Source organism: Varibaculum sp., assembly GCF_008661855.1.
Taxonomy (GTDB): Bacteria; Actinomycetota; Actinomycetes; order Actinomycetales; family Actinomycetaceae; genus Varibaculum; species Varibaculum timonense_A.
On record NZ_RPZY01000008.1, the window covers coordinates 45,335 to 58,978 of the forward strand.

A 13,644-nucleotide genomic window follows, 5' to 3' on the forward strand; every position below is an offset into this window, starting at 1 on the left:
GAGCAAAACCCGTGAGAACATCAAGAACATGGAAGATATGGCAGCCAACCTAAAACACTCTCCTTCCCCCATAGCTGCCCGCCCCTGGTGGGTCGCCCTGTTAGCGGCGCTCCCGCCTCTAGCTATGTTGCTATTCCTGAACTGGAACCCCTACGTGCTGGTAATAGTTGCCGGGACAGTAACCGTACTGGTCGCGATAAGTTGGGGCAGCCTTTCTCAAGCCCCCAGCCCCCCACGCACCGCCATCGTAGTGGGATTAAGCGGAATCGGTTGCCTCCTAACGGCCTTTTTAACCTCCAATCTCACCTGGGTGCCTCTGGTGCTCTCCTGGTGTGTATTCGCAGCCTTTATCGCCGAAATGACCCGCGGTAAACACCGTCCCCTAACAACCTGGTCACTATCCAGCACAGTCACCGGATGTGCCCTGGTAGCAGCCGGTTCCGCCTGGGGACTATCCACCGCCTACCCCACTATGAACCTCCTGGCTATGGCGGCGCTACCAGCCATGGGGCTAGCGTGCCTGACGCTCGCGCTGCCCACCAAACATGCCTGGATTCGCTGGCTATATTGCATCCTGGCAGGGGTAATCGCTGCCGGGATACTCACCTATTTTGTGCTATACGGATATTCAGACCTGGCACTGGCAATCCCCTTCGCCAACCGCAACCCCTCCCTGGCAATCTGGGCAACCACCCTGGGGATAGGATTCGGCTCCGGGCTGCTGGTTGGCTGCATAAACGTACTGTTTGTCGTACCCGCAGGTAAAAACTATCGCTGGCGACAATTAGCCCTCGCCCTGCTGCCTACCCTGTTTATATCGGTTCCGATTTACTCGCTAGCGCGCCTAATCACCGGCTAGTTTTCCTCTGGAACCATCATGATGGAACCGCAAGGACATTCCTCGACACAAATACCGCAACCCTTGCAATAGTCATACTTGAACTCGTATTCGCCGGGCTTAATCTTCTTGATAGCGTTATCCGGGCATACCCCGAAACAGTTATCGCAACCGAAACAGTTGCCACAAGACATACAACGCCGCGCCTCGAATAGGGCAGAATCCTGATCTAATCCCTGCACTACCTCGTCAAAAGTAGAAGACCGGCGGGCAGACTCAATCTTGGCGCGTACCCGGTGCGGAGCATCTGCGTAATACCAGTTAGTAAGGCGATCATAGGTAGCGTCCCCAGTAACCGGAGGCTTGTGGTACTCGGTGCCGTGCAGGAAAGCGTCAATATAGCGGGCAGCTTTCTTGCCGTGGCCAATCGCCACTGTAACGGTACGCTCCGAAGGAACCATGTCCCCACCAGCAAACACGCCGCGGCGACCGGTCATCATTTGACCATCGACCTGAACGACCCCCTTTTCGATTTCAATATCGCGGGCGCGCTCAACCAAACCTAAATCAGATTCCTGACCTAGCGCCATCACCACCGAGTCAGCGCCGAGTTCTTCAAATTCGCCGGTCGGTTGAGGGAAACCGTTCTCGTCCAGTTCCATCTTTTCGACCGTAAGTTTGCCGCCATCAATATGTTTGATAGTGGAAAGCCAGCGCATCATAATCCCCTCTTCCTCGGCCTCTGTAACCTCAGAATCGTGGGCAGGCATCCGGTCACGGTTACGGCGATACACAATCACCGCTTCTTCCGCGCCCAGACGTTTGGCGGTGCGGGCAGCATCAATAGCGGTATTACCCCCGCCATAGATAACAACCCGCCGCCCTAGCATCGGCTTGTCCTCGCCCTCCATATCGGCAAGCAGCTGAACCGCGTCCATAACTTTCGCAGAGCCACCAGCAGGAATATCTGCGTGACGCCCAATATGGGCACCGACTGCCAAAAATACGGCATCAAAATCATCGGTCACGTCATCAACGTTTTCAACCTTAGAGTTGAACTCGAAACGCACCCCCAAATCCTCGATGCGTTTAATCTCGGCATCGAGCACCTCGCGGGGCAGACGATATTTCGGAATCCCGAAACGCATCATTCCGCCCGCCATCGGACCGGCATCTTTAACCGTGACCTCGTGACCTAGACGGCGCAGATGATAGGCAGCAGAAAGCCCCGAAGGTCCTGCCCCCACTACCAGTACGTGTTTACCGCTGGGAGCAGCATCAACGCTAACATTCCAGCCCTGTTCAATGGCTTTATCGCCCAGGAAACGCTCAATCGCGTTAATCCCTACCGCTTCATCAACCTGACCTCGATTACAGGCAGTCTGGCAAGGGTGATAACACACCCGTCCCATAGTTGCCGGTAGTGGGTTATTTACCATGATTTCGCGCCAAGCGGCCTCGTAATCGCCCTCCTCGGCATGGTAAAGCCAAGCCTGGACGTTTTCGCCCGCCGGACACGCCTTATTACAAGGAGGAAGCATATGCACATAAACCGGACGTTCAGTACGCCAAGAACCAGTTTCGTTCGCCAGCGAAGACCCCACATTCAAAGTCACCGCCCAAGGAGCGCTCTCCTCAGCCCGAACTCTAGGTGTAGGCAGCTCAGTCGCAGTCATTTAGTTTTCCCCCTTTACGTCCGCATTAGCGGCGAGATGGCGCATTGCAGAAGCCGAAGTTTCCCCCGAAGCAGGTTGCGCCGCTAAAACATCACTTTGGGTACGTTTAGCTTTTGACGCTTCCTCGATAATTCGTTTCGTGTAGCGGCCCTCGGGATCTTCCCCGGCCGCCAAAATACGTTCCAAAACGTCCTCATCAAGCTGATCAGGATCAATCAAACCGTAGCGACGGATATTCCGGTCAGCGATTTGCTGCATTCTTTGTAGGACATCCTCTTGACCTGGCTTAAACACGTGAGCGAAACGGCGCTGAGGACGCATATATTCAGTAACCGGCACCGGGCGGCGCAGCTTAGTTACCGAGGTAATCTCGCCATGCTCTGCCTCATAAACCGGGAAAAGCCCACATTGGGTGGCTAGGCGCGCCAGGCGAATAGTCAGGTTAGAGGGCGCGCCCCAACCTAGCGGGCAGGGAACCAGCACATGAATATAGCGCGAACCGCTAAAAGTCATAGCTTTACGTACTTTATATTCCAGGTCGCGCAAATCTGCGACCGTCGCGGTAGCAACATAGGGAACCTCGTGCGCCATGGCGATTCGCGGCACATCTTTACCCTGACCAAACACGTTTCCGGGTTTTTCGCCAACCGGCTGGGTAGTGGCAGTCCGCGCCGCGGGCGGAGTCGCCCCGCTGCGCTGCACCCCAGTGTTCATATAGGCACCATTGTCATAGCAAATATAGAGAACGTCGTCGTTGCGTTCAAACATTCCCGACAGGCAACCCATACCAATATCGACAGTGCCGCCATCACCGCCCTGGGCAACCACTCGGGTTTTCTTGCCTTTAGCGCGAAGCGCCGCCGCCGCCCCCGAAGCAACCGCCGGAGCGTTACCAAACAGGGAATGTACCCAGGGAATCGTCCAAGCAGTTTCCGGGTAAGGAGTAGAAAAAACCTCCAAACAGCCGGTAGCATTAACCGCTACTAGGTCGCGACCAGCAGCTTCCATTGCGGTATCGAGGGCGTAACGCGCCCCCAAGGCTTCCCCGCACCCCTGGCAAGCGCGGTGACCGGAAGTTAATGAATTAACCCGGTTCGGGTCAGATTGCACCGAACGATAATCAAGTTCTGCCAGGCGGTTACCCACCGCATAGGAGCCCACCTGGTAAAACTTTACGTTCTCGCGGGCTGGAATCGCGGTTTCGGCGCTTTCACGAAAACTTGGTGTCGGAAGAGGAACACTCATAGTTGCTGACATTGCCAACCTCCTAGATTCCGCGCGCCGCATTGGCGCGCTGAGTGGCGTGACGTTGAATGTTTTCACTGACCGGGCCAGAACGGCGAGTAGATTGTTCGCGTTTAAGTTCCGCTTCGACCAGTTCGCGATCTAAATCTAAGAACGTTAAATGTTCAAGCTGGTCAGTTTGTGCCTGGTCAATCATTTGATTTAGGGAACGCTCCGTAATGTTACGTCCGCCCAAGCCGGCAATCACTTCGTAGTCGCGAACCGATTTTCCGGCCATCGAAAGGGCAGAGCGGCAATGAGGAGCCACAATTCCGCCGATACCCAGGCTGAAGGCTTTCTCTAAGCAAATGAAGCGTTTAGCACCGCCAAGATAGTGGGCAACCTGTTCAAAGGGGAAAGGACGGAAAGAACAAATCCCGAGCACCCCGATTTTTTCGCCCGCGTCGCGGCGCTGATCCACCACGTCTTTAATCGTGCCCAGCACCGAGCCCATTGCCACGATAACGGTTTCTGCGTCCTCAATCCGGTAGGGGCGAACCAGTCCACCAGAATCGCGCCCAAATATCTGCTTAAATTCGGCTTGTACCTGCGGAATCAGCTCTAAAGCTTGCAGCTGTTTTACGTGCTGGAGATATTTAACTTCCGTGAATGCTTCCGGTCCCACCATTGCCCCAATAGTGATAGGGTCTGCCGGGTCGAGGACGACGCGGGGATTATAGGGAGGCAGGAACTGTTCTACCTGCTCTTTTTCAGGTACATCTACCTGTTCGACCGCGTGGGTCAAAATGAAGCCATCCATACAGACCATCACGGGAACCGAAAGTTCTTCGGCGATCCTGAACGCTTGTACGTGCAGATCCGAGGCTTCCTGGTTATTTTCGGCGAATAGTTGCAGCCAGCCGGATTCCCGCTGACTCATAGTGTCCGAATGGTCATTCCAAATGTTGATAGGACCGCCAATCGCCCGGTTAGCCACCGTCATTACGATGGGCAACCCCAGCCCGGCAGCGTTATAAACTGCCTCTACCATGTAGAGAAGCCCCTGCGAAGCGGTAGCGGTATAGGTACGCGCCCCCACTGCCGAAGCCCCGATACACGCCGACATGGCAGCGAACTCGGATTCAACGTTAATATATTCCGCACTGCCCATCTTGCCCGCTTTTACCAGGGCAGATAGCGCCTCTACGATATGGGTTTGCGGGCTAATCGGGTAGGCGCTGATTACCTCGGGGCTACAGGCGGCAACCGATTGCGCGATTGCTTGCGAACCTTCAATCTGTTTTAGCACGTTAGTTGCCCTCTTCTTTCATTGAGCTGACCATTTCATAGGCAGCAACCGCGGCTGCTACGTTGCCCTGCCCCACTTTTCCGTGGAAACGGTTTTGAATCGCCTGGGTAACGCTAGATAGCCTGACCATCCCAGTTAAGGCGGCGGCTCCCCCCAGCATTACCGCGTTCGGCAGCGGGCGACCCAGGTGCTTCTTAGCGAGATCAGTTGCGGGAATCATCACCACGTGCCCTTTGGGGTGAGCAGCTACCACTTCCGCTATCCCCAGCTCCTGAGCGGTTTTTGCCGAATTTACTAGGGCGAAGCCACCGGGTTTAAGCCCCGAAAATACGTCCATAATCGCCAGTAGGGTGGCATCTTGCACCACTACCAGGTCTGGTTCTTGAACGGGTTCGCGGGTACGAATTTCTTTATCTGCAATCCGGCAATAGGAAACTACCGGCGCACCGGTGCGTTCAGAGCCAAAAGAGGGGAATGCCTGTGCGTGATGCCCATCGGTGAATGCCGCGTAGGCAATCAGGTCGGCTGCGGTCACAACCCCTTGTCCGCCTCTGCCATGAATACGAACTTCAGTCATACTTTCACCTTAGGACTGCTGTCCCAGACAATTCGTATCCTTTGTTCTAAATTCGCGCTACCAGCATTTTTAATGTCCATTTTTATTAACGCTGTTCAGGGATTCCCTGACACCGATGTATCTTAAATAAGAAAAATCACCCTTTGCGGTTGATATGAAAATGTAATCGAAGTGTTACAAAACCCTTTAACCAGCAATAACGTGCCGTTAGTTACGATAGGTATCCCTAGGTGAATCTCGGGGATTAAGCATAATCTGATTTGGTCATAGTATGGTTGCCCTTGTGTTAAATGCGAACGAAGCCGAACGCCCTCGCAGCCAAGAGGGACTAAGCGATACTTCGCGCACAAACATACCCGATACCACTATCCCCGTAAGCAGCGAGCAGGACACCGCTAGCCCCCTGCCGGAAAATCGCCCTAACCGGCGTTCACTGCTGCTACGTAAACCTCAAGGATTTAGCGCCGAGGACGGAAATACGGTTACCGCCACCGGCGGAGTTACTGCCGTTCCCAACACGGGAAATATTCAAAAAGTTCGCGCTCCGCTGCTAGGCAAAGATACCTCTAACCTCGGCACTGCTGCGAGCGAACCTACGTCGGAGGAGATTGCGGTTAAACCGACAGCAGATAACGGTTCTTCCGTATTAGAGAAACTGCAACTGCCAGGCGTAAAGGCACGCACCTCCCGATTTCGGCGGGTACACAAGAGCGAAAACACCGCGAAAACCCAGGTAAACACCGAAAACCCAGAAATAGTTAGCCGTAACAGCAATAAAGCTAAAGGCTTTAGGCACTGGGCGCGCGCTGGCTGGATTCCCACTCAAGAGGGCGCGTGGGCAATGGCGTTAATCCCCTATTGGGTTGGGGTTATCGAGTCGTCACTACTTTGGATTCACTGGCTGGTTTTTGCTTTATGGATTTTTGGATATTTTGCCTTTAACGTGGGGGGAATTTGGCTGCGCTCGCGCCGTAAAGACCGCTACCTACTTCCCTTGCAGGTCTATGGCTCAATAACCCTGGTATTGGGAATAATCAGTGTTCTACTGGCTCCGCCCTTGCTGGAGTGGGCTCTAGTTTTCTTCCCGCTGATTCTTATTGCAGTGACCGAGTCTATGCGTCACCATGAACGCTCATTTTTGGCGCGCACCAGCACTATTTTGGCAACCGGAGTTATGAGTCTGGTCGCTTACGATATTGGAACCCAGTTTTCTCGTTCTTTTGCAGCTATTTCTTGGCTAGAGCATACCGGCACTGCCAATGTAGACTGGGTGGTTTCCCCTACCGGCACCTTGCAAGGTTGGGGCTGGATGTTAGTAGTTGCCTGGGCTATCACCTCCTATTACTGGGTAACTATCCCGTATGTGCGTTCCCTGGTTAGGGCTCGCGGCTCTCAGACATTCCTGGCTTTCTCGGTTGGCGTTCACGCTGTTTTGACCGCTGTAATCTTGGCGTTTTTTATTCTGGGCTGGGTCACTTTCTGGCATCTTTTGGTGTGGCTAGGGCTATTTGCACGCTCCCTTGCCGTCCCCCTGATTCAGCAGCGTTTCCCGCAGACCGTCACCATCTCGAGGATTGGTTTCATCGAGGTTGCGGTGGCAATGCTGGTAATAATCACCTTGCTGTTTTAAGGTAAGCCTAATTTTTAGCTATCTGAGGCGTTTCACCACCTTTTCATATACTTTGGGATCGAAACTGCTGGGACTGGCCTCCCGCTGCACTACAAAGGATTGGGCAGTTGCTTGGGTGGTGTGGTTAATCCCCAGGTTGTAATTTCTAGCTTCAATAAAACGCGCGTAATCACCATCCCCAGACCGTTCCCACGCCCTTGCTACCTGGGCATATAATTCTTTGGAATGATTGGCGCTGATACCGCCAGCATTCTTGTAGGTTTGCACCGTAGTCAGATTAGGCACGTTGGGATTTGCTCTGCCATCTAGGCGAGGCACAATATCGGCAGTATTTTCTAGCGCCACCATGTGAACCCCCGGAGCTGGACGGAACCCTCCAGTGTTAGAACCTAACGTAACCACGCTTTTTACGTTATATTTCTTCGCCAATTTAGGGTCGGAACCTACTTGGGCGGCAACCGCGCCGCCTTGGGAATGACCTATCAGCTCTACCGGTTGCCCGCTGCGGTAACCAGCCTGATCAAGTGCGCGGGTAACCGCCTTGGTCATATCGGATTTACCCGCCAATCCGCAAGCATTCGTTTGTAGATTAGTACGCATATCCTGTGGGTTTGCACCGGTGACGCTCCAAACCTGGGTACCGCGAATATCTACCCGCCAGGCGATTTTATTACCTGTCCGATACTTAACTACCCTCAGCTCTCCGTGATCTGGATAGGCCGGAGCCTGATTAAACTGGGTAACCAGTTGGGATGCCGAAAGAGGAACCGGAACTTTTTGCTGGCTAGAACCAATTTTTGGCGTAACCGATACCCCCGTAGAACCACTGGCAAGGGCGATTAGTCCCGCTAAATGGGCAGATGGTAGGGCTAAAAAGAAGCCAGAAATACTCTCGCGGGCATTTTGAAAATAGTTCAGCCGAGATTCTTCATTTTGCTGAGAGGTTTTACTAGCAGCAGCGGCATTAATATCTAGCTGTTTATTTAAGTACCACCAGCTAAGCGCTACTGGCAGTCCTAAACTTGCCGAAGTGGGCAGGCTAGAAAGTGGTGAAAACAATTGACGAGAACGAGCTTCACAGTTCTCGTAGCGAGCTGCCGCTAAATCCAAGTTGTTTTGCAGAGCCATAATTTGCGAACATAAATCAGTAGCTGCTTGTATTAACCCACGTAGAGCGGTTTTCAAAGTGGTAGTCGCGTAAATGTTAGGCAAAGCGCAAGCGGAAGTAAGCGCCGCGAAAGAAATTTCTTTCACTTTTGATACTTTCAAAATCGCAGCGCTCAAATCACGGGCATTAGCGCGGATATTGGCAGTATTAATCCCCAGCTGGTGACCGCCATTTACGCTAATAGGAAGCAGATTATCATTCTGGGTCATGACGCCTCCTTACGCTAGATAGAGCCGAACTCTAGATAAAGTTTTCCGGGCAGCAATCCGCCCTGCCTTATCCACCAAATCCGCCATGGTCTGCCTATTCATCACAGTTTGCCAGCTTGTTGCAGTGCCAAAAGCGCTCCGGTAGTTTCCCTTGCCAACCGGCCAGCATTTACTGCCGCTTGAGCCAGTGCGCCCATATCTTGCTGGCGGCGCTGCAAAACACTTTGGGCAACCATCCCGGCTTCTGATTCCCATTGTTCACGCAGATTTATTGTTGCTAACTGCACCGCACTGCTACCAGCTAGGGACGCTGCTTGCTGCATATTTGTAGCGATATTGGAGACTATCGCAATCTCACCTGCCATATTTACCCCTCTCGACTCGTTACTCGCACCCTAACTTTTAGAAGATTCGCTATTCTTTTCAGCAATAACTAAGCCGGGAAAACTACCCTCCATTACCCGGTGTGCACTAAACGCGCGTAAAAGACTAACGGCAGAGCTCGCCCTATGAGATAACATGAAACACATGGTGAAACCCGCACAAACTCGCTTGAAGGCAGGGCTGAAGCTGCCCTCAAGCGTTCCCGATCCGGTAATTGAGGTCAATGAGCTGACCAAAGATTATGTTTCTGGCGCGGGCAGCGTGCGCGCCCTAGACCATATTTCAATAGGAATCGCCAGGAGGCGTTTTACCGCAATCATGGGTCCATCTGGCTCTGGAAAATCCACATTTATGCACTGTTTAGCCGGTTTTGAATCCGCCACCTCCGGATCTATCAAAATTGATGGCACCGAAATTGTGGGAATGAATCAGCGTCGTCTAACTCGGCTACGTCGCGACCATATCGGCTTTATTTTCCAAGCCTTTAACCTAATCCCCACCCTCAGCGCGAAAGAAAACATTCTTCTACCTTTTGAAATTTCCCGCCGTAAAGTTCCCCAAGACCGTTTCGAGCAGGTAGTTACGGCTTTAGGACTAGAAGATAGGCTACATCATCGCCCCAGTGAGCTCTCTGGTGGGCAACAGCAGCGAGTAGCTTGCGCGCGGGCACTAATGCAAGATGCAGTAGTGCTGTTTGCCGATGAACCAACCGGAAACCTAGATTCTGAATCCTCCAAGCAGGTGCTCCGCTACCTGCGGGAAGCTGTTAATGATTTTGGGCAATCAGTGGTGATGGTTACCCACGAGGCCGCTGCTGCTGCCTATGCTGACCGGGTACTTTTCCTCTCTGACGGTCAAATAGTTGCCGAACTGAACCATCCTGAACGTAAAAGCGTGCTAGCGGCACAAAGCGAATTGCCTCACTTCATACAAACTCATCCGCTCAGCTCTACTTCCCAAAATGCCGATAAACCTCAAAACGGTGAGCTATCTAGTCCCGACTATCTTCCCGCCGCTAATAAGGCGGGAACCTGGCCGGATAGGGAGAAAATGCAGACCCGACTAGCGAACTTACAGATAGCGCGGGGAGCAAAAATAGATACCGCTCCTGCCGTCATGCCACAAGCCAAAGCACCGGCGATAGATGCGGGCGCCCTTAACGCTCTAATGGGAACCGCAAAACCGGTAGTACCAGCGGAATTACTAACTAAAGAGGGCGCGCGGAGAGCCCTGGCACAAAGCCGGCAGGAAAAGCCGCAAACCACTAAATCAGCATCTAATACCCGGAAGATACCGCTAAAACCCGCCCCCGCTAAAACGGATACGCCCGGCACTAATAAGCTACCCAAACAGCGACTTAACGGAAGCGCCTGGGAAAGCCGTGATGAACGTGGCACTACTTGGCGAGGTTGGACACCAAAGCCTGGACAAAATCAGCTGGCCAGCGAAAAAGATTCATTGCCGCGCCCTAAACAGACAAAACCGCCTACAACCAGTAAAAAGCAGGAAAAAGCTAGCGGGAAACCAAATCGGGAACTGCCTAAAAAGGCGACACCCGCCAAGAAATCTCGCCACCTGGCCGATAATGAACGCTGGTCAGGACTTTACTCGGTATTCTCTAATCCGGTAAACGAGACTTCTGGTTTTTGGGAGGACGCGCCCTCAGAAATAGAACCAGAGAACCCAAATCGTGACGTAAAATCCAAGGCACAGGCGACAATATCTGTCTCTAACGCCACAAACACTATTAACTCTGCTCTCTCTCACAGTACCAACACCTCAAATAACGCTGGGGAAAGCACGGGGGTCAAACCCCGAGCCGCTTCCCCCATTAAACCTAAATCGGCAGTTCCAACAGGCGCTAAATCCAGTTCGCAAGCATTTGTAAGTAACCAAGTCAAACCCAGGGAGAGCTCGGCACCCATAGCGCGCACCCCCGAGGAGACCCTAAATCAAGAAAAACAACGCCTGTTCAACATGATTAAAAAAGCAGAAGCGCTGCTAGAGTCCTCACAAGATGCGATTGATTCTCTGCAAGATTCACAGGACAAAGCATGATAAAACTAGCCTGGCGTAATCTTTGTGCCCACCTGGTACGTTTTCAAATGGCGCTGCTAGCAGTAGTGCTGGGGGTGGGGTTTCTATCCGGGATTTTCGCCCTCCGCGCCACTCTCGCTGATTCCTATAATTCATTGATTTCCTCTGCGAACACCTATCAGTTTTACCTGGTAGGCAAGGTTCAAGGTGAAAAAGTCGTCGGGCAAGCCCCGGTAAGAGCAAACCTCCCTATAAAACTGGCTGACCAGGCAAGTAACGTAACTGGCGTAAAGTACGCCGACCCCTACTTGGTAGATGTTTGTATGCTTGCCAATCAAGACAATCAACGTCTAGGACAAGGGGAACAAGTGTCGGTATTACAGGCATTTTTCCCTGGTCACACCCGCCAACCACGCCTAGTTAAAGGAAATGCCCCTACGGGTAGTTCCGAAGTCGCCTTAGAGGAATCCGCCGCCAAACGCCTGGGAATAACCACCGGTCAATCTCTTAAAGTCTATGTCTCTAGCGAGGGAAAAGACGCCAAGGTTAGCGGGATTTACCGTTTCCCCACTCCGGTAGCATTCACTAACTATGTGTTTGTAGGCGCAGACAGTTTTGCGAGCTTCACCCAAAAACCACGTCCAACCCTTACCAGCGCTATCGGTATCACCGGCGAAAAAGGGGTATCTTCCCACAACCTACAGGCAGAACTTAATAAAGAGTTTTCAGGCACTGCCGAAGTTATGACCCAGACCCAATACAACGATGAAATCAATGCGGCAGCTGCTAGCTCCCTAGCTTTTGTGAACATATTCTTGCTGGTATTCGCGGCAATCGCCCTCTTTGTGGGGGCGTTCATCATTGCCAATACTTTCCAAATGATGGTGCGTGCCGAGCAATCCCAATTCGCGATGCTGCGGGCAATCGGAACCGGACCTACCCAGGTATTTTCTATCGTTGCGCTCCAGGGGTTATTGGTAGGGATTATAGGATCCGTAATCGGGGTAGGAGCAGGGTTTTTACTGACCCGGCTAGTATCATGGGCGCTAGTTACAACCGGATACGAAGCCTTACAAATCGGCTGGTCATGGTCGATTACCTGGCTATCTTTAACGGTAGGAATCATAGTAACCGTGCTTGGTTCCCTCTGGCCTGCCCGCGCAGCTGCCCTTACCGCCCCGATAGAAGCTATGAGGCAAAATACCCAAACCCAAAAACCTATCTGGCCGCGTGCGATTATCGGGACGATATTTCTCGCCCTCGCTATCGGGACATTAGTTTGGGCTTGCTCAAAGGACGCAAAGAGCGGATCGGGTTTAGCTATCGGTGTCTGCCTGTTTTTGCTGTCCATGTTGATTCTGGTTACCCCGCTTACGGCGATAATCGTTAGGACGTTCGCTTTGCTTATCTGGTGGCTACGTCCTCATGCCCGCCTGGCAATGCGCACCTTGACCGCAAATAAGCGCCAAAGCGCCAATACTGCCGCCGCGTTAATGATTGGGGTGGCTTTGGTAGCCGTAGGGGCAACCCTAGCTGCTTCCACAAAAGCCTCCACCGAATCTACCCTGAATCAGCAGATAAACGCAGATTTAATGATTAGCCCCAGCCCTAAGGTTGTTTCAATTCCGGATACAGTAATAGACAAAGTTGCATCCGTTCCCGGGGTCAAACAGGTGGAACCGGTCACCGGCATGGGGCTTTTTAGGGTGATAACCGACGCGAAAACCCCGGAAGAGACCATTACCCAAGTAACCTATCCTCATTTCAATCAGTACCGAAAAGTCCCGGTAGTTACCGGTTCGGTTAATAAGTATTTCTCACAATCTTTAACTGCCCCTCAAGCCTTAGTTTCAAATTCTTGGGCAAAATCTCATGGACTATCCGTGGGAGATACTTTCCGAATCAGCGGTTTTAACGCATCAGAAACACTCACTATCGCTGCCACCATCGACGCGGGATTCTTGTTCCGGGATGTGCTGATAGAGCGTTCCTTAGCCAAGGAATTGGGATCGCAGACACTAGATATTACCACTAGCTGCGCCATTAATCTTAAAGCAGGGGCAAATCAGAGCGAGGTACAAAAAGAGATAGAAAAAGCAATCTCCGATAACCCCTTTATGGTGGTACAAAATAAAGAACAAGCAGCCGACAAAGTAGCAACCACCATCAATCAGGTGCTGACAGTTCTCTACGCCCTCTTGGCATTATCGCTGATAATCGCGGCTTTAGGAATTATGAACACCCTGTCACTGTCGGTGCAGCAGCGTTTTAGAGAACTGGGGCTAATCCGCACGGTGGGGCTTTCTTCTTTCGGATTATCCCTGATGATTACTGTCGAATCTGTGTTTATCACTTTGGCAGGAACGCTGTTGGGGATTACCGGCGGGGTTTCCTTAGCGGTGTTCATCTGTAAATACCTAGCTGACTCGGGTATAACCACGATTGAGATACCGTGGGTTTCCCTAGGCTGGATTTGCCTATTGGCAGTGCTAGTAGGCACGATTGCTGCCGCAATCCCGGCGCGCCGTGCCCGAAAAATACCTATGCTCCAGGCAATAGCCACCGAAGATTAATCGTAAAACTGGGGCTAAT

Annotated in this window: 10 protein-coding genes; 4 read left to right on the forward strand and 6 right to left on the reverse strand. The window is 52.3% G+C overall.

All coding sequences use genetic code 11. The features are described from left to right. Positions 1-37 precede the first annotated feature (37 nt). The gene (locus tag QZT94_RS00660; protein WP_296761247.1) at positions 38-859 is read left to right on the forward strand and encodes a hypothetical protein; all 822 of its coding nucleotides are present in this window, start codon (positions 38-40) and stop codon (positions 857-859) included. On the opposite strand, the gene QZT94_RS00665 is transcribed toward QZT94_RS00660, so the two are convergent. From QZT94_RS00665 to QZT94_RS00680, 4 genes are read right to left on the reverse strand one after another with little or no spacing between them, the layout of a single operon-like run. Then, positions 856-2,514 carry an NAD(P)-binding protein gene (locus QZT94_RS00665; protein WP_072510500.1) on the reverse strand — a complete coding sequence of 553 codons (1,659 nt, stop codon included), beginning with the start codon at positions 2,512-2,514 and terminating at the stop codon, positions 856-858. The genes QZT94_RS00660 and QZT94_RS00665 overlap by 4 nt on opposite strands. Next, positions 2,515-3,771 carry a thiamine pyrophosphate-dependent enzyme gene (locus QZT94_RS00670; protein WP_296761245.1) on the reverse strand — a complete coding sequence of 419 codons (1,257 nt, stop codon included), beginning with the start codon at positions 3,769-3,771 and terminating at the stop codon, positions 2,515-2,517. A 10-nt stretch (positions 3,772-3,781) separates the two neighbouring features. Beyond that, positions 3,782-5,047 (reverse strand): pyruvate ferredoxin oxidoreductase, encoded by a 1,266-nt coding sequence (porA, locus tag QZT94_RS00675; RefSeq protein ID WP_072510499.1) that lies wholly within the window; start codon positions 5,045-5,047, stop codon positions 3,782-3,784. A gap of 1 nt (position 5,048) precedes the next feature. Beyond that, complete coding sequence (locus tag QZT94_RS00680; protein ID WP_072510498.1) at positions 5,049-5,624, reverse strand: 2-oxoacid:acceptor oxidoreductase family protein; 576 nt, start codon at positions 5,622-5,624, stop codon at positions 5,049-5,051. Positions 5,625-5,907: 283 nt separating this feature from the next. Between QZT94_RS00680 and QZT94_RS00685 the strand changes: the two genes are divergently transcribed. Then, positions 5,908-7,254, forward strand: coding sequence for a YwiC-like family protein (locus QZT94_RS00685; protein WP_296761243.1), 1,347 nt, complete (start codon positions 5,908-5,910; stop codon positions 7,252-7,254). Positions 7,255-7,272: 18 nt separating this feature from the next. On the opposite strand, the gene QZT94_RS00690 is transcribed toward QZT94_RS00685, so the two are convergent. Together QZT94_RS00690 and QZT94_RS00695 are read right to left on the reverse strand one after the other, a co-directional pair. Beyond that, positions 7,273-8,631, reverse strand: a complete 1,359-nt coding sequence (locus tag QZT94_RS00690) for a hypothetical protein (RefSeq protein ID WP_296761241.1) — start codon at positions 8,629-8,631, stop codon at positions 7,273-7,275. Between the two features lie 101 nt (positions 8,632-8,732). Next, the gene (locus QZT94_RS00695) at positions 8,733-8,996 is read right to left on the reverse strand and encodes a hypothetical protein (RefSeq protein ID WP_296761240.1); all 264 of its coding nucleotides are present in this window, start codon (positions 8,994-8,996) and stop codon (positions 8,733-8,735) included. A gap of 154 nt (positions 8,997-9,150) precedes the next feature. On the opposite strand from QZT94_RS00695, the gene QZT94_RS08875 reads away from it, so the two are divergent. Together QZT94_RS08875 and QZT94_RS00705 are read left to right on the forward strand one after the other, a co-directional pair. Further along, positions 9,151-11,073, forward strand: a complete 1,923-nt coding sequence (locus QZT94_RS08875) for an ABC transporter ATP-binding protein (protein WP_363928417.1) — start codon at positions 9,151-9,153, stop codon at positions 11,071-11,073. Then, a complete protein-coding gene (locus QZT94_RS00705) occupies positions 11,070-13,625 on the forward strand; it encodes an FtsX-like permease family protein (RefSeq protein WP_296761238.1) in 2,556 nt (851 codons plus the stop codon). Before QZT94_RS08875 ends, QZT94_RS00705 begins: the two co-directional genes overlap by 4 nt. Positions 13,626-13,644: the final 19 nt, after the last annotated feature.